Consider the following 17,565-nt stretch of genomic DNA (forward strand, 5'->3'; position numbering starts at 1 on the left):
ATCGGTCTGGTCAGCGGAAGGCGGCCTCGGCAGCATTTCTCTCCGAGTCTCCTATCGAATCGGGAAGCTTTGGAGATTCTAGGGGCGCAGGTCGTGCCGTCAATGCTTCGTCCGCGCACGCAATCCAGTCTCACCGGCCACTTTGACCAAACACCGGTGGATGGCCTTTCCGCCTTTCTCAAATTTCGAATTGACTTTATGGTCATTCTGAACCTATAGTCCATATTGAGAGATGGCTTGGAGGAGAACCATCGAATGAAGCTGCCAGCCTTGCGTGATGTCGCGATCGGGTCGCTTTTTCCCGACCTCCAAGTCGAACATTCAGACTTGCGGACCGCCACGACATGTTAGCCATGAGACCTAGAATGAACCGGCAGGTTCTCAGAACCATCCTCTTTGCCCTGCCCAAAGTGATGAACCTCACCGCCTCCCATGTCCCGGCGTTCGCCGAACGGCTGAAACAGCGCGACCTCGTCGCTTGGATCGGCCTCCAGGACGGTAGCATCGGACGCATTGTGGAAATCCGAGGCGGTAGATTCCGCTCCCGTGCGGGTTCGCCGGCCGAGTCTGAAGTGGTCATGTCCTTCAAGGACCCGGCGACGGCCCTGAAGCTCCTGATGCCCAACCGCGATCAGTTGGAAATCATCCACGCAGCCAAGAACTTCAAAGTGGTAACCACCGGACCGGATGAGTCGGTGGTCTGGTTCACGCAGACGCTTAACATGAGCGAGACCTCGGGCCTCTCCATGGGAACGCCCATGGCCGACGGCAGCGTCCGCTACACCACCTGCACCAACGGCGGCCCCTTGTTCGTTTACGTCAAGGACGGCCGCATCCTCAGGGTTACGCCCATCGAGTTCGACGCCACCGATCCGGCCACCTGGGTGATCGAAGCCCGCGGCCGCAAGTTCAGTCCGCCCCGCAAGGCTCTGGTGGCTCCGCACGCCCTCACGATGAAATCCCTGGTCTATTCAGACAAGCGCATCCTTTACCCGATGAAGCGCGTTGATTTCGATCCAAACGGCGAGCGCAACCCCCAGAACCGCGGCAAGTCCGGCTACGAGCGGATCAGTTGGGACGAGGCGCTGGACATCGTCGCCAAGGAGATCAACCGTCAGAAGCGCGTCCACGGGCCCGGTTCCATCACGTTCCCCATGTCGTCCCACCACCAGTGGGGCAATGTGGGTTATTACCTCAGTTCGTTGATGCGCTTCGCAAACCTGATCGGCTTCACGCGCGTGGCCGCCAACCCGGACAGCTGGGAGGGCTGGTATTGGGGTGCAATGCACCATTTCGGCAATTCCATGCGGGTCGGGGTGCCTGCCGGCTATGGCGGGGTGGAGGATTGCCTCAAGGAAGCCGAGATGATCGTCTTTTGGTCCTGCGATCCCGAAAGCACCTGCGGAGCCTATGCAGGGTTTGAGGGCACGACGCGTCGTTTATGGGCCAAGGAACTCGGCATCGAGTTCGTGCACATTGACCCGCATTGCAATCCGACGGCCCAGTTGCTGGGCGGACGCTGGTTTCCCGTGAGGCCGCAGACCGATGCGGCTCTGGCCCAGGCGATCATGTATGTCTGGGTTACGGAAGGTCTTTATGACGAGACGTACGTCGCCACCCGCACCACCGGCTTCGATGAATGGAAGGCGTACCTGCTGGGCGAAACTGATGGCGTCCCCAAGACGCCCGAATGGCAGGAGGCCGAGACCGGCATCGCTGCGAGAGACGTGCGCGCCCTGGCCCGCAAGTGGGGCGGCAAGAAGGTCTATCTAGCTGTCGGAATGACCGGCACCGGCTTTGGCGGCGCAGGCCGCGGCGCGACCGGTGCGCAATGGGCGCGCTGCATGGTCATGATGATGGCGATGCAGGGCTGGGGCAAGCCGGGCATCAATTTCGGCGGTCTCCAGATCGGTGTCCCGCACGACCTGCATTTTTATTTTCCGGGCTATGCAGATGGAGGGATTTCCGGCGACCTGGCGTGGACCGGCAATGCGGTTAACAACTATCAGCGTATGCCGCACATCCTGACGATGAATCCCGTCAAGCAGATGGTTCCGCGCCAGCAATTGCCCGACGCGATCATCAACGGTCACGCCACCGGCTATCTCTGGGACGGCATGGCCCAGGAGGCCCAGTTTGCGCCTTTCAGCTATCCCATGCCGGGCTACTCGCCGATACACATGATTTACCGCTACGGCGGCTCGTCTCTCAGCACCGTAACTCGATCGGGACGCTGGGTGGACGCCTATCGGCACGAGAGCATCGAGTTCGTCGTGAACCAGTCCATCTGGATGGAGGGCGAGGCTCAGTTTGCCGATATCATCCTGCCGGCCTGCACCTCGCTGGAGCGCTGGGACATCGGCGAGTGGGCGAATTCCGGCGGCTACGCCCATCACGGCGTCAACATTGTCAATCATCGCGTCATCACCCTCCAGCATAAATGCATCGAGCCCTTGGGCGAATCGAAGTCCGACTATGAGATATTCACTTCCATCCTGACCCGGCTGGGCCTGGGTGCCGTCTTCACCGAGGGCTGCAGCGAGCTCGATTGGGTCAAGCGAGTGTTCGATTCGTCAGATCTGCCCAGCGAAATCTCCTGGAAGAAATTCTGCCGCAAGGGCTACTACGTCGTGCCGCCCGAAAAGCCGGAACTACGCCAGCCCGTCGACATGCGCTGGTTCGCCGAGGGCAGGCGCAAGGATCTGCCGGAACCGGCTCCGATGCCATCCCAGTATGCCGAAGAGTTCGGCATGGGCCTACAGACCCCGAGCGGAAAACTCGAATTCGTACCCGAGATCCTCAAGCGGAACACGGCAGACAATCCAGACCGGCCACCGGTCAATCGTTACATCCCCTCCTGGGAAGGGCTGCGCAACACCGAACTGACAGAGCGCTATCCGCTTCAGATGATAGCAACTCACAGCCGCTACAGCTTCCACACCAGCATGGATGGCAAGAACAGCGCGGTCAATCAGGTGGAAGACCATCGCGCCCTGATTGCCGGCCATCGCTTTTGGCTGCTGCGGCTTAACCCAGCCGATGCCGCCGCCCGGGACATTCACCATCGCGACCTGGTGAAAATCTTCAACGACCGCGGCGCCGTGATCTGCGCCGCCGACATTTCGCCGCTGGTGACCCCAGGCGTCGTCAAGTCCTATGAAGCCAGCGCCGAGTTCGAGCTTGTCGACGTTGCGGGCGAGACCGTCGAAGTCGGCGGCTGTCTGAACATCCTTACCCCGGACCGGTCGCAGACCCGCGGAACCAGCAGCATGGCTCCCAATTCCTGCCTTGTGCAAATCGAGAAGTGGCGGAACGCCGAGGCGTTCAAGATGGCCCGCGCAGCATAGGAGGAAGCCATGAGCAAGTGGAACCTGATCATCAATGTTGGCCGATGCGAGAACTGCCACAATTGCGTCATCGCCAACCGGGATGAGCATGTCGGAAACGAGTTCGCGGGCTACTCGGCGCCGGCCCCCGCCGTCGGCGATAGCCCCATCCGCATCCTGCGCCGCACGCAGGGCAGCGCGCCCATGGTGGAGACAACCTACCTGCCGGTGATGTGCAATCACTGCGACGACGCGCCCTGCATTCGCCGTGCCGGCGACGCCATCCGCAAACGCGACGATGGCATCGTCATGATCGATCCGGTGAAATCGCGTGGCCGCAAGGACATCGTCCGGTCCTGCCCCTATGGCGCAATCGTCTGGAACGAGGAGCAACAAGTACCACAAACATGGTTCTTCGACGCCCACCTGCTGGATCAGGGGTGGGATCGGCCCCGCTGTCAACAGTCCTGCCCGACAGATGTCTTCGAGGCGGTCAAACTCGATGACGCCGCGATGGAGAAGAAGGCACAAACCGAAGGACTTAAGGTCCTCAAGCCCAACCTCGCGACCAAACCTCGCGTCTGGTACCGGGGTTTGGAGAGGTGGGAGACATGCTTCGTCGGCGGCAGCGTCAGCGCCGAAATTGGCGGGGTGGTGGATTGCATCGAAGGAGCGGAAGTAACCCTTTGCCAGGGCAGCACTTGCATTGCGAGGACCGTCACCGACGGCTTCGGCGACTTTCGCTTCACAAATCTGACCGGGGATGGGAGCACCTATCGCGTCGAAGTAACCCATGCCTATGGCAGCGTCTGGCGCGACTGCACCCTGTCCGAGGGCATCTATCTGGGAGAGCTAAGGTTGACCCGCTCTGGCGCAGCAGATTCGCGAGGAGGAGTCGATGCTTGATGGTGATCAGTGCCGCTCGGATATGATCGATCGACGAACACGACGACAGGAGAGCCAGGGAACGCACGCTGCCCGCATTCTCGCCCGCCCCCAGGGATTTCGCCAACAGGACATTATGCGGGCGACGGAGTGCTTTTGCGTGTCAACGGCCGCACTCTTTGAGCCGAAAGCTATAAAAAACTTCGATCTCAGGCGCTCGCTCATCGCGTCAGAAAGCCTGATTTCCTTCGGTATTGAGCCTCTTTGTAACGGAACCGCCGATGCTGAATGATGATTGCCAGCACCAGCCTTGCTGCAGTTTTTCTGGCGCCGCAAGGCAAAAAAACGTGGCGGGAGAGCTGATTCAACGCAGCGCAGTTCGTGCTTCCAACCCCGAAGGCCAAACCAAAGGAAATTCGGCGAACTACAATTTTAAGATGTCTTCGCTGCCAATGTTGGCGAGCGCGGATTTATTGGAAGGAAGATGACATGCTTGCAACAACCCGCTACGACTTCGGGCGTCCGATTGTCGCTCTGCGTGATGTCGAGGTGTTCGAGCAGGTGCCACTTTCGGAGCGCTGCTTGCCAGGCAGCACTTATGAGATGCTGACAAGCGGCGCCGCTATCGCGCCGGATCAACCCGCCCTCTCCTTTTTTCTGCGCGTCGACGATTTCCGTAATCCCTTCGTCTGGACGCACGCAGAGCTCCTTGCTGACATCACGAGGGCAGCCAATGCTCTACGGCGATTGGGAATAGGTCGCAAGGACGTCGTCGCCTTCGTGCTTCCAAACCTGCCGGAAACGCATTTCGTGATCTGGGGGGGCGAGGCAGCGGGCATCGCTTTTGCGATCAATCCACTTCTTGAAGCGGAACAGATCTCCGAGCTTCTCGTCGCCGGGAGGGCAAAATGGCTCGTCACTCTGGCCCCATTTCCGGGAACCGACATCTGGCAGAAGGCGGCCAGGGCCGCGGCGAATGTGCCGGACCTGCGAGGGGTTCTGACTGTCAGCCTTGCCCCCTATCTCGGCAATACCGCCGCCGACGTGCCCCAGGTCTTCGACGGGGTCGCCGTTCCTGTTCTCAGCCTGCGCCAGGAGATGGCCGGAGAACCTGGAGACCGGTTGACATTCGAGATGCCCAAGGCTGAAGACATTTCCTCCTATCTGTGCACAGGCGGCACGACTGGGCTGCCCAAGATCGCCGCGCGCACCCACTTCTCGGAAGTGTTCGATACTTGGTCAAGCCGATCCTTCATTGGCGACGCCTTCGCACCAGGTAAGGCGATCTTCTGCGGCCTGCCGCTCTTTCACGTCAATGGGCAACTGGTGACGGGCCTAATCCCCTGGGCGCAAGGCGCACATGTGGTCGTGGGCACGCACCAGGGCTATCGCGGCGAGGGCGTTGTTCCATCCTTCTGGGAGATCGTCGAACACTATCGCGTTGTGGCCTTCTCGGGCGTTCCGACTGTGTATTCCGCACTGCTGCAGGTGCCGGTCGACGGCCGCGACATTTCGAGCGTTCGCTACGGTTTTTGCGGCGCCGCACCGATGCCCGTGGAACTGTTCCACAATTTCGAAAAGGCAACGGGAATTCGCATTCTAGAGGCCTACGGCCTGACGGAAGGCGCCTGTGTTTCCAGTATCAATCCTCCCGAGGGCGAGCGACGCATCGGCTCTATCGGCCTGCGCCTCCCCTACCAGCAAATGGCGGTGGTCAGACTTGACGATTCCGGCGGCGTCACCGGATTCGCCGGAACGGAAGAGGTCGGCGTGCTCGCGATCCATGGGCCGAACGTCTTCGCCGGCTATATCAATGCCGAACACAACAAGGGCCTCTGGCTCGAGATCGACGGCGAGCGGTGGATGAACACCGGCGATCTCGCCCGCCAGGATGCGGACGGCTATTTCTGGCTGACGGGTCGCAAGAAGGAGCTCATCATCCGGGCCGGCCACAACATCGATCCCAAGCTGATCGAAAATGCAGTGCAGGATCACCCGGCGGTGCAACTTGCCGCAGCGGTTGGACGGCCCGATGAGCGCGCCGGAGAACTGCCAGTCCTCTACGTTCAGTTGAAGCCGGGGAAGACGGCATCGGAGGCGGACCTGCTTGCTCACGCTGTCCGCCGTATTCCAGAGCGCGCCGCACAACCCAAATCAATCCGGATTCTGGCCGCGCTGCCCGTCACATCCGTCGGCAAGATTTTCAAACCAGCATTGTCGATGCTGGAGATTGAGGATGTCGTGCGCCAGGACGCGGCATCGGCCGGCGTGAATCTTAAATCGCTTTCGGTCGTTCAAGACGCCCGGTTCGGACTCTTAGCGAGAATTGCATGCGAGGGGAATTCCGGCCCACTGCGCGAAAAACTGGGTCGCTATGCCTTTAAGGCACAGTTCCTTTGAAAATCAGCAAGAAGAAGAGGACGTCGATCATGGCGATCAATCTTGCCCGCCAGGAGAACGGGGCGCCAGCACTCTCTTGGGCAAACACTCAGTCAGGAAACCAGTCATGAATGCTCCAACTCGAATCCCTGTGACAAACCTTCAGCACCACGTCTTCTACGTGACCGACCTGGAGCGCTCAAAGGCTTTCTATATCAAGCTCTTCGACCTGCAGTTCTCCGCTCTCAACCACCCAGACAGCAGCGCAGCAATGCGCTTGTCGCAGCAGGAAATGCACTTCTTCTCGTTCGGCTTCCACCATCACGACATCTGTCTGGTGAAGCATCACAAGCTGAAGATGGATAACAATTCCATGCTGCACTTCTCGCTGGCGGTGAAGGACGCAGAGGCATTCGACGACATCAGGCGCCGCGCAGGAGAGATGGGCCTCTCGATCCGCGAAGGACGCATGCTTGGCTCTGCGCACCCTGTATCGCGTGCTTTTTGCGTCCGGGACCCAGACAAGCACTGGATTGAGATCATTGAGGAGTTCAGCAGATGAGCAACACCGCTTTCGTTCCACCGAACGTCCTGCCCCCTTTCAAACTACGCTTCGCCGGCCTCCTGAAGCGGAAATGGTTTCGCGAGATGGTGCTGCTGTGGCCGACTCTGACCAAGCGGCGGTTCTCTAACAAGACGGAAGACTACGGCGTCTTCAGGCCTTCGCTCGTTTCTCACATCGGGCAGCTCTCGATCTATGTGCGCGACATCGCGCGAAGCCGAGCCTGGTACGAGAAGGTTGCCGGCATGATCCACAGCCGCACCGGCGAGCCCGAACCGCATCCCTTCAAGGAAGGGTGGTGCATTCGCTGCTGCTACCTGAGCGCAACCGACCACGAGGACTGCCTCGTGCTCGTCGAGGAATACGACCCCTCCGGCAGGATCACTGTGCCGTCGGGCATGAGCTTCTTCCATTTCGCACTCGAGGTGAAAGGCAACCAACTGGAGGATGTCCTGGCCTTTGCCAAGCAACAGCAGGCCGACGGTTTCCAGTTGAACTACGGTCCGGTGCGCCACAACAGCGAACCGCCTTTGGGCGACGGCGAAACCGGTGGCAACGTCGCCTGCTATCTCTACGATCCCGACTGGCACAATGTCGAGTTCTGCGGCGCGATGGACACGATCGAGAACTACCGCACGCGCTACGGGGACCTCAAGGGCAAGGACCGCGCTTGACCCCGCTCTGGCCCACAAGGGCTGTGAGCGGACATTCGGGCTGCCTTCGAAGCAGCCCCTCCAAAGAAAGGAAATGAAATGGCAGTTAGACTGACGCGATATGCGATCGGCGGCGCACCCCTGTGGGGAATTTTGGATGGCGACGAGATTGCGCCGCTTGAGGGCACCTTCGCCTCGACCGCCGACATTCTGCGCCTTCCTCCTGCTGAGCTCAAGGCACGGGCTGGCGCTGAACGTCTCCCAATCAGCTCCGCAAACATTCTGAGCCCCGTCACAGCGCCGGCGCAGATCGTTTGCCAAGGTCTAAACTATGCAGATCATGCCGATCAATCGGGGCATGCGCCACGCCAGAAGAATCTGCTTTTCATGAAGGCCGCCTCATCATTGTCGGGAGCATTCGATCCGGTGATCCGGCCCGCAGGGTGTCAGATGCTCGACTATGAAGTGGAACTCGGGCTTGTCCTGAAGCGACCACTGGGTGCAGGCGATCACGTCACCCGAGAGACCCTCGGCGATTTCATCGGCGGAATCGTCCTGTGCAACGACGTGTCGGCCCGCGACGTCATGTTCGGCGAAGCCTTCTTGCAGTGGTTCCGCGGCAAAAGCGCCCGTACCTTCTGCCCCTGTGGTCCGTGGCTGGTTATTCCGGAAACTGACGAGGTCGCTGATCTGCTCGACAGGATCGAGATCCGTCTCTGGCTGAACGACGAACTGCGGCAGTCGGCCCATACCCGTGACTTCATTTTTCGTCCGGAAATCTGCCTCAACGATATTGCGTCCCTGATGGACCTGTCGGCAGGCGACCTCGTCCTGACCGGAACGCCGGGCGGTGTGATCCTGCAAGCGACCGCCCCTCTCGGCCAAATCCTGGCGACCAAGCTGCTCAGGGATTCGGAGCGGAAGGATGCGATCATCCAGGAAGCGACTGCACACGCACGTTACCTCACGCCCGGCGACATTGTGCGTGCCGAAATGCGCACCGATGACGGCACCGTCGATTTCGGCAGGCAACTGCTCGAAATCGTGGACGCGTGACCTCGGCGGGACCAGGACACTCGCCGTCGCCGCCCGCACCATAGCCCGATCACCGGGAGTTGGAGGGTAGGGTGTTACGTCCTGGTCCCCTGAAGCAGTCACCTAGATGGAGGCGAGGCGCTGGTGCTGCAGCAAGAAATGCCCATTGCCTCGGGCTTCGCGCACGAGCGACGCGTCTCTGAGGAGGGAGACCCGCATGAAAGCTATCAATTTGTTGACCGGACTTTTTAGCTGTCTTTTCGTGGCACCCGCGGTCGCAGGGGGATTCGATATTCTGGGGCAACCAAATGACGTCCTTTTCGAGCCAGGACGCTACATCGAGTTCGGGCTAGGTTTTGCCAGTCCGAGGGTGGAGGGGCGGATCACTGCCGTCGGCCCCCCGTTTGCTTCGGGCGATACGGCGCCCACGTTTCCATTTTACAACGGCGCCTTCAAGGCTGATATCAACGAGCAATTTTCGGGAGCGGTCATTGTAGACAATCCCTACGGGCGTGACCTCGAGTACAATAGCGGCCCGCTGTCCGGGCTTTCGGGAGAAGTCAAGTCGTTCGCGGTCACAGGCTTGTTGCGCTACAAGCTCACGGATCGTTTCAGTGTCTTCGGCGGCCCCAGACTTCAGCGTCTCGGCGGCAACACTGATGTCTCGGTCTTTGCAGGCGGCGTGCCGGCCGGTTTCGCCAACGTTGAATTTGAAGACAAATGGGCGGCGGGCTACGTGGTCGGGGGGGCCTTTGAAATCCCGGAAGCCCATGTTCGGATCGCTGTCACCTATAACTCGGCGATCGACTACGATCTGGACACTTCCGGCGCTTACTCGGGGAAGACGAGCGTCGAGACCCCCCAATCGGTGAACATCGATCTTCAGGCCCCGATCAGTCTTTCGACGCTGCTCTTCGCGACGGTTCGCTGGGCCGAATGGAGCGAAACCACAATCAGTCCGCCGGGTTATCCTCTAGGGTCACTGACCCACTTCAACGACACGACAACCTACAGGCTCGGCGTCGTGCAGATGTTCAACGAGAATTGGGCGGGCTTCACGGCTCTGACCTACGAGCCAGAAACCGGTGTATCGGCTGACGCGCCAATCGACGCAACAGACGGTTTGTGGGGGGCGACGCTTGGCGCGATCTACACGAAAGACAAAGTGAAAGTGACGACCGCTGTCTCGTATTACCAGTTCGGTGACGCTTCGGGTTCATTCGGTAACTTCACGGACAATGATGTGGTCAGCGCTGCCATCAAGGTCGGGTATTCGTTTTGACCGGGCTTCTGGAAAGGCCTCGAGCGCCAAGCATCGCGGTTGCTCGTGAGTGGGCATCGGCAGGCTTCCATATCGTCTGGACGGCCATAGTCCGGCACCCAGACACCACCAGACATGAATGGAGAAAACTATGCAGAAACAATTCGCCCCGAGAGTGTTCCAACTGGGATATTTGGCTTTGGAAACGCCCGATATCGTGCGCGCCAAGGATCACTACGCAGAAGCGATCGGCATGACGGAAACCGCAACCGGTCATGAGGGAGAAAGCTATCTGTCTATTGGATATGAACACCACAACATCGTCCTGCGTCAGGCCAAGCGGAAGGCGATGGGCCATCTCGGCTTCCAGCTCAATCCCGGCACTGATCTGAAGGAGCTTTTAGGGGAACTCGGCGCTTTCGGCCTGAGCGCTCAGATCAAGTCCGATAGCCAGCCAGGGATCCGCGAGCTGGTCGAAGTCGAGCCGGTGCCAGGTACCACGCTCCAACTCTATACCGACATCGATGCTCCTGCACCCGGCTTCAAGCGCACCGGCGTGTCGCCGCTCCGGCTCGGGCATGTGGCGGTAATCTCGCCGGAAGGCGCGAAGCTGAAGACTTTTTTCATGGACTTTCTGGGCTTCTGGTTCACCGACACGATCGCCGGCATCTCTAACTTCATCACGTGTAACCGAGAACACCATGTCGTCAACCTGGTGACGATGCCGGACAACCGGGTCCACCACATCGCCTTCCAGCTCAAGGGCAATGCCAGCCACCCTATGGCGTGCGACTTGCTGGCCGAGCGCGGTATTCCGGTAAAATGGGGCCCGTCACGCCATACCGCCGGTCACAACATTGCCGGCTATCACTACGACCCCGATCAGGTGCTGATCGAACTCTATACCGACATGGACGTATTCATCCCGGAACTGAACATGTGCGAAGCGCGTCCTTGGCACGGGCACTATCCTATGACTCCGCGCGAGTGGAGGCTTACGGAACTCGCTGCCTGGGAAACCGAGTTCGCCTTCAGCCTCGCGCAGGCCTGAGACGTCGATCAAGTCAGCTTCAGAATCAAAGGTCAGATTTATGCAACTCTTTCACGCTCCCCGAGCCTGTTCGCTGGGGATCCGAATCCTTCTCGAGGAGATCGGCGTTCCGCACCAAGTCGCCACGATCGATCTGTCATCTGGGCAACAGCGCGACGCCGCTTTCCTGGCCGTCAATCCCAAGGGCAAGGTGCCCGCTCTACTGCGCGACGACGGGACGGTATTGACCGAGTTCCAGGCTATCGCACTCTGGCTTGCGTGGCGCTTTCCAGAAGCTGGGCTCGTCCCTAACGACCCAGACGCCGCGGCGCAAGTGATCGAGGCAATGGAGTTCATTGTGGGCACGGTTCACATGCGCGGTTTTGCATTGGCCCTTATGCCTCGCAAATTCGTTTCGACGCCATCCGCTCAGGAAGAGTTGCGCGCCCATGGATTACGGGTGGCGACAGACGGTCTGCACCATGTCTCCACTCTATTGGGCGAGGCCCCTTGGCTCTCGGGCTCTCGGCCCGGTGTGGCCGATGCTGCGCTGTTTTACGTCACATACTGGGCCAAAACTCTGAACATCGATCTCCCCGCCGCGCTGCGCGCTTTCTACAACCAAATGCTGAAACGCCCGAGCGTGGTCCGAGCAATCGACGCGTCCCCCAGTTAACGTCGTCCCAAAGGAATGGGGGTCCGGCGGCATCGAAGAGTGGTCGCTGACGCCTATCGATGCTTCTCGCTTTGGCCTCGAGCCGGCAGAGCGGCGTTAACTGCAATACCTGCGGCATCAACGTCCGCCGCATAACTCCATCTGGGTCCTGCCCAACGGCGGCGGCCCAAGTATCCCCGCATGCGACGCGTTCGTCACACACAGGAAACGAGCTATGACCGCAATCTACATCGTGGACTACCTGCGCAGCCCCTTTGCACCCGCCTATCGCGGCGCGCTTGCCGGCGTCCGCCCGGACGATCTGGCGGCAAGCGTCATTAAGGCGCTGGTCGGCCGCTCTGGTATTGATCCGGCGGAAATCGAGGACGTCAACCTCGGATGCGCCTTTCCGGAAGGCGAACAGGGCTTCAACATCGCCCGTTGCGCGGCCCTTATCGTGGGCCTGCCGCAGTCGGTCGGCGGCTCAACGGTCAACCGCTGGTGCGGCTCATCCATGCAGGCGGTCCAGATGGCGGCTGGCGCGATTGCCATGGGCGCGGGCGAGGCGTTTGTCGCCGGCGGGGTCGAGAGCATGAGCCGCGTGCCCATGATGGGTTTCAACCCCCTGCCGAACCCGGCCTGGAGCGACGCTCAGCGCATCGCCTTCCTCAACATGGGCCTGACCGCCGAGAATCTTGCTGACCGCTACAGCATTTCGCGCGCGGAGCAGGACGCCTATTCGCTGGAGAGCCAGATCAAGACTATCGCAGCCCGCGCCGACGGGCGGCTTGCCGCCGAAATCACGCCGGTGGGGGATCTGACCGCTGACGGTTGCCCGCGCGCGACAGACGCGGAAAAGCTCGCGTGCCTGAAGGCCGCCTTCAAGGCTGGCGGCTCGGTCACGGCGGGAAATTCCTCTCCCCTAACCGACGGCGCATCCGCCACGCTCGTCTGCTCGGAAGCCTTCGTGAAGCGCCACAATCTCGCTCCGCTCGCCCGTATTTCGAGTTATGCGATTTCCGGCTGCGCCCCGGAGATCATGGGCATCGGGCCAGTGGAGGCGAGCCGGAAGGCGCTGAAACGCGCCGGCATTTCCGCTGCCGGCCTCGACGTGATCGAAATGAACGAGGCCTTCGCCGTTCAGGTGCTCGCCTGCTGCCGCGATCTCGACATCGACCCGGCTCGCCTCAACCGCGATGGCGGCGCGATCGCGCTCGGTCATCCGCTCGGCGCGACAGGCGCGCGCCTCGTCGGCAAGGCGTCCCTCCTTCTGAAACGGGACGGCGGCCGCCATGCGCTCGCCACCCAGTGCATCGGCGGCGGTCAGGGCATCGCCATGGTACTGGAGGCGGCGTAATCATGGGCACGATCAAGAAGGCTGCCGTCATCGGCGCGGGCGTGATGGGCTCAGGCATTGCCGCCCATCTCGCCAATGCGGGGCTCGACGTCGTACTGCTCGACATCGAGAAGAAATTTGCCGAAGGCGGCGTGGCGCGCCAGCTTAAAGCTGGCGGCTTCATGGACCCCGCCTTTGCCGAACGTATCCGCACCGGCTCGACCACTGACGATCTCGGGCTTGTCGCGGATGCGGACTGGATCATCGAGGCTGTCGCCGAGAAGATCGACATCAAGCAGGCTCTCTATCGTGTCATCGACGGGCTGCGGAAGGCCGGTTCGATCGTCTCCTCGAACACCTCGACCATTCCCCTTCAAACGTTGACCGCGGGCCTGCCGGAGGGTTTTGCAGCGGACTTCCTGATCACCCACTTCTTCAATCCTCCGCGCATCATGCGGCTCCTCGAGCTGGTGTCGGGCCATGCGACCAGACCCTATGTAACCGCCACCATCCGCGACTTCGCCGACCGCGAACTCGGCAAGAGCGTTGTCACCTGCAAGGATACACCCGGCTTTATCGGCAACCGCATCGGCAATTACTGGATGCTGGTTGCGCAGAACGAGGCGATCGCCCTTGGCCTTGACGTCGAGGAAGCGGACGCAATCATCGGCAAGCCCTTCGGCATCCCCTCCACCGGCATCTTCGGCCTTCTGGACCTCGTTGGCATCGACCTGATGCCGACCATCATCCGGAGCCTTCAGAACGCAACGCCGCCCCGCGATGCGGTAAAGGATTATGACGCAGAGCCGGCGCTAATCGCCCGCATGATCGCCGAAAATCGCCTCGGCCGCAAAAGCGGCGCCGGTTTCGTGCGCCTTTCGCCCGACCGCAAGTTTCGCGATGTGACGGACCTGAGGACCGGCGTGTACCGTCCGCAGAAGCCGGTTTTCTCCGAAAGCCTCGATGCCTCGGGCGGCGATCCGCGCACGCTGATGGAGCATCCCGGTCTCGGCGGGCGTTATGCGGCGATGGTCATGGAAAAGTCTCTCGCTTATGCCGCCTCGCTGGCGCCGGAAATTGCCGACACGCCAGAGGCCGTGGACGAAGCCATGCGCACCGGCTATGGCTGGAAGCTTGGTCCGTTCGAACTGATCGACCGTCTCGGCGCCGGCTGGCTGAAAGCGCGGCTGGAAGCCCGCGGCATCGACGTCCCGTCCTATCTGGCGCTCGCCGCGGAAAGGGGCGGCTTCTATTCGGTGGTCGATGGCCGTCGAAGCGAACTCTTGCCGAACGGCGTGGTCGAGCCCGTGGCGCAGAACGAGGGCGTGCTTCTTCTCTCCGACCTTCGGCTCGGCCAGAAGCCGGTAGAGTCCTGGGACGCGGCGAACCTCTGGGACATCGGCGACGGCGTCGCCTGTCTGGAATTCCGCACCAAGATGAATACCTGCAGCCCGGCCCTGCTCGATGCGATCGGAAAGACCCTGGAACGCTGCAAGGCCGATTTCCGCGCGCTGGTCATAGGCAGCGATTCCCCCGTGTTCAGCGCGGGCGCGGATCTGCGAATCTTCCTCGAAACGTTCGAAAAGGGAGGAAGCGAAGCGCTCCCGGCCTTCATCGACCTCGGCCATCGCACCTTCAAGGCGATAAAGTACGCCCCCTTCCCCGTCGTCGGTGCGGCGGCCGGTCTGGCGCTCGGCGGCGGCTTCGAGATCCTGTTGCATTGCGACGCCGTCCAGGCCCATTCCGAGCTTTCGATCGGTCTTGTGGAAACACGCATCGGCCTCATTCCGGGCTGGGGCGGATGCAAGGAATTGATGCTGCGCATGTCGGCTTCCACGGCCGCCGCGCGCGGGCCCATCGCTCCGGCGATAGCGGCCTTCAACCTGATCGCCGCAGCCAAAACGTCGGCGAGTGCCTTCGAGGCCAGAAAGCTCGGCTTCCTCAAGCCATCCGACGGCATCACGATGAACCGCAGCCGACTCCTCGCTGACGCGAAGGCCAAGGCGCTGGCTCTGGCGGAAAACTATGTCGCGCCGGAAGCCCCCTCGATGGTCACGTCCGGACCCTCCGGGACATGCGCGATCCACAACATCGTCGAAGGCGAAGCGCTGGCCGGACGCATCACCGCCCATGACCGCGTGGTGGGCCGCGCGCTCGCCAAAGTGCTGACTGGCGGCCCCTCCGCCGATCCCCTCAAACCGCTCACCGAAGACGAGGTCATCGCCCTGGAGCGCGATGCCTTCATCGAACTATTCGCAACGCCCGCAACCCGGGATCGCGTCAAGCATATGCTTGCGACCGGCAAGCCGCTGCGCAACTGAACAAGAGGCAAGGAAACCCATGGCTGGCTACATTCCCCCTATCGAAGACGTATCATTCCTGCTCGGCGAGGTTTTCGACTTCAACGCGCACATGGCAGCCCTTCCCGGCTTTGAGGAAGTCGACGCCGACCTGGCGACGAGTGTGCTCGAGGAGGCCGGCAAGTTCTGCGCCGAAGTGCTCGAACCGCTCAACCGCCTCGGCGACGAGGAAGGCTGCCATCTTGAAAACGGCCTGGTAACCACACCGAAGGGCTTTGCCGATGCATACCGGGCGTTTGTCGAGGCTGGCTGGGGCGGGCTTTCCGGCGCTCCCGAATTCGGCGGCCAGGGCCTGCCGCGCGCGCTGCAGATCCTGTTTGACGAGATGTTGTCCTCGGCAAACCTCTCCTTCGGTCTGTTCCCCGGCCTTACACGTGGCGCGGTCGAGGCGATCGCCCACCACGGCAGCGAGGAACTGAAGCAGAAGTATCTGCCTAAGATGATCTCCGGAGAATGGACCGGCGCCATGGCTCTGACAGAATCCTCGGCTGGAACCGACCTCGGCCTGCTCACCAGCCGTGCCGAGCCGCTGGACAACGGCTCATATGCCATCAGGGGCACGAAGATCTTCATCTCCTCGGGGGACCAGGATTTCGGTGGCAATATCGTACATCTCGTCCTCGCCCGCCTGCCCGATGCGCCGAAGGGCGTGAAGGGCATTAGCCTCTTCCTCGCGCCCAAGTTCCTCGTCAACGAGGACGGCTCGCTTGGCGAACGCAACCGCATGTCGGTCGGGTCCCTGGAGCACAAGATGGGCATCCATGCCCAGCCTACTTGCGTCATGAACTATGACGGCGCTATCGGCTGGCTGGTCGGCGAACCGGGGCGCGGCCTCAACGCAATGTTTACGATGATGAACGCCGAGCGCCTCTTCGTCGGCGTTCAGGGCCTCGGCATCGGTGAAGCCGCCAATCAGAAGGCCGTCGCCTATGCCCGCGAGCGGCTCCAAGGCCGTTCCGCTGACGGCGGATGCGGTCCTGTACCGATCATCGATCATGCCGACGTGCGAAAGTTGCTACTCACCGGCCGCGCAATGGCGGATGCGGGCCGGGCGCTCGGAGTTTGGACCGCCATGCAGATGGACATCGGCGCGCGACATCCCGATGTGACGGTTCGCCAAAGCGCCTGCGGATTCGTGGCGCTACTGACACCCGTAATCAAAGCTGCATTTACCGACTTCGGTTTCGAGACGGCCGTCCTGTCGCAACAGGTGTTTGGCGGTCATGGCTATATCCGCGAATGGGGCATGGAGCAGTATGTCCGCGACGCTCGCATCACCCAAATCTACGAAGGCACCAACGGCGTGCAGGCCATGGACCTAGTCGGACGCAAGCTGCCGATGGAAGATGGGGACCTGCCGCGCCGCTTCTTCAAACTCATTCGTGAGGATCTGACGGCAACCACGGTACCGGCCGAACTCGAGATGGTGACCGCCGCTGTCGGTGAGGCCCTTGCCCGGTTGGAAAAGCTGACCGAATACCTGTTGGCCAAAGATGCCGATCTAGAAGAGGCCGGAGCGGCCGCCACCGACTACCTCCGCTTTTTCGCGCTCGTATCATTCGGCTGGCTTTGGGTGCGCATGGCCTCGAAAGCTGCAGCCTCTGCAGGTGCGAGCAGTTCGCTGAAGCAGCGCAAGCTCTCGCTTGCCCGCTTCTTCGCCTCGCGCCTGCTGCCGCAGACGGCGGCGCTCGATACGGCGATCCGCAGCGGCGCGGCCACGGTGATGGCACTCGATGCCGACCTGTTCTGATTGAACCGTTCCTGGAAGGAGAAGATATGCTCGGCATCATGATGAATGCGCCACTGCTTGTGTCATCGATCCAGCGTCATGAGCTGACTATCACGCAGGCAAGGCCCAATCCATCACTACACGTACGCCAGATCATCGCCTGACGTAGCTCGTGAATCATGTTTTGCGGTAGCGTTGTAAAGCCCCTGTCGTTTCGACATCTATCGAAGGAAGGTTTCCATGAAGATTCTCGTGCCCGTGAAGCGGGTTGTTGATTACAACGTCAAGATACGCGTGAAGCCGGATGGGTCGGGCGTCGAGCTTGCGAACGTCAAGATGTCGATGAACCCGTTC

The 17,565-nt window shown here is 61.1% G+C and carries 14 protein-coding genes and 1 pseudogene; all 15 read left to right on the forward strand.

What is annotated here, in order from left to right; translation table 11 throughout:
- The first annotated feature begins 365 nt into the window (after positions 1 to 365).
- A complete protein-coding gene (locus PY650_RS31950; RefSeq protein WP_285883902.1) occupies positions 366 to 3,347 on the forward strand; it encodes a molybdopterin-dependent oxidoreductase in 2,982 nt (993 codons plus the stop codon).
- Positions 3,348 to 3,356: 9 nt separating this feature from the next.
- On the forward strand, positions 3,357 to 4,232 hold the full coding sequence (locus PY650_RS31955) for a 4Fe-4S dicluster domain-containing protein (RefSeq protein WP_285883904.1): 876 nt from the start codon (positions 3,357 to 3,359) through the stop codon (positions 4,230 to 4,232).
- Positions 4,225 to 4,503 (forward strand): hypothetical protein, encoded by a 279-nt coding sequence (locus tag PY650_RS31960; protein WP_285883906.1) that lies wholly within the window; start codon positions 4,225 to 4,227, stop codon positions 4,501 to 4,503. The genes PY650_RS31955 and PY650_RS31960 overlap by 8 nt, the downstream gene beginning before the upstream one ends.
- Complete coding sequence (locus PY650_RS31965; protein ID WP_285883908.1) at positions 4,493 to 4,699, forward strand: hypothetical protein; 207 nt, start codon at positions 4,493 to 4,495, stop codon at positions 4,697 to 4,699. The genes PY650_RS31960 and PY650_RS31965 overlap by 11 nt, the downstream gene beginning before the upstream one ends.
- A gap of 1 nt (position 4,700) precedes the next feature.
- Positions 4,701 to 6,611, forward strand: coding sequence for an acyl-CoA synthetase (locus tag PY650_RS31970; protein WP_285883910.1), 1,911 nt, complete (start codon positions 4,701 to 4,703; stop codon positions 6,609 to 6,611).
- Between the two features lie 106 nt (positions 6,612 to 6,717).
- On the forward strand, positions 6,718 to 7,152 hold the full coding sequence (locus PY650_RS31975; RefSeq protein WP_285883912.1) for a VOC family protein: 435 nt from the start codon (positions 6,718 to 6,720) through the stop codon (positions 7,150 to 7,152).
- Complete coding sequence (locus PY650_RS31980; protein WP_285883914.1) at positions 7,149 to 7,826, forward strand: VOC family protein; 678 nt, start codon at positions 7,149 to 7,151, stop codon at positions 7,824 to 7,826. Before PY650_RS31975 ends, PY650_RS31980 begins: the two co-directional genes overlap by 4 nt.
- 78 nt (positions 7,827 to 7,904) lie before the next feature.
- Positions 7,905 to 8,861: a fumarylacetoacetate hydrolase family protein gene (locus PY650_RS31985; protein ID WP_285883916.1), complete on the forward strand. Its 957-nt coding sequence runs from the start codon at positions 7,905 to 7,907 to the stop codon at positions 8,859 to 8,861.
- A 196-nt stretch (positions 8,862 to 9,057) separates the two neighbouring features.
- A complete protein-coding gene (locus tag PY650_RS31990; RefSeq protein ID WP_285883918.1) occupies positions 9,058 to 10,122 on the forward strand; it encodes an OmpP1/FadL family transporter in 1,065 nt (354 codons plus the stop codon).
- Positions 10,123 to 10,252: 130 nt separating this feature from the next.
- The gene (locus PY650_RS31995; RefSeq protein WP_285883919.1) at positions 10,253 to 11,152 is read left to right on the forward strand and encodes a VOC family protein; all 900 of its coding nucleotides are present in this window, start codon (positions 10,253 to 10,255) and stop codon (positions 11,150 to 11,152) included.
- 40 nt (positions 11,153 to 11,192) lie between these two features.
- Entirely contained in the window at positions 11,193 to 11,807 is a 615-nt protein-coding gene (locus PY650_RS32000; RefSeq protein WP_285883921.1) for a glutathione S-transferase family protein, read from the forward strand.
- Positions 11,808 to 12,021: 214 nt separating this feature from the next.
- The gene (locus PY650_RS32005; RefSeq protein WP_285883923.1) at positions 12,022 to 13,143 is read left to right on the forward strand and encodes a thiolase family protein; all 1,122 of its coding nucleotides are present in this window, start codon (positions 12,022 to 12,024) and stop codon (positions 13,141 to 13,143) included.
- 2 nt (positions 13,144 to 13,145) lie between these two features.
- Positions 13,146 to 15,443 (forward strand): 3-hydroxyacyl-CoA dehydrogenase/enoyl-CoA hydratase family protein, encoded by a 2,298-nt coding sequence (locus tag PY650_RS32010; RefSeq protein ID WP_285883925.1) that lies wholly within the window; start codon positions 13,146 to 13,148, stop codon positions 15,441 to 15,443.
- Between the two features lie 19 nt (positions 15,444 to 15,462).
- Positions 15,463 to 17,232: an acyl-CoA dehydrogenase C-terminal domain-containing protein gene (locus PY650_RS32015; protein ID WP_285883927.1), complete on the forward strand. Its 1,770-nt coding sequence runs from the start codon at positions 15,463 to 15,465 to the stop codon at positions 17,230 to 17,232.
- A gap of 219 nt (positions 17,233 to 17,451) precedes the next feature.
- Positions 17,452 to 17,565: pseudogene (locus tag PY650_RS32020) on the forward strand (electron transfer flavoprotein subunit beta/FixA family protein); the annotation flags it as partial.

It is taken from the genome of Martinezella calliandrae (genome assembly GCF_030272695.1).
Classification (GTDB): Bacteria; Pseudomonadota; Alphaproteobacteria; order Rhizobiales; family Rhizobiaceae; genus Rhizobium; species Rhizobium calliandrae.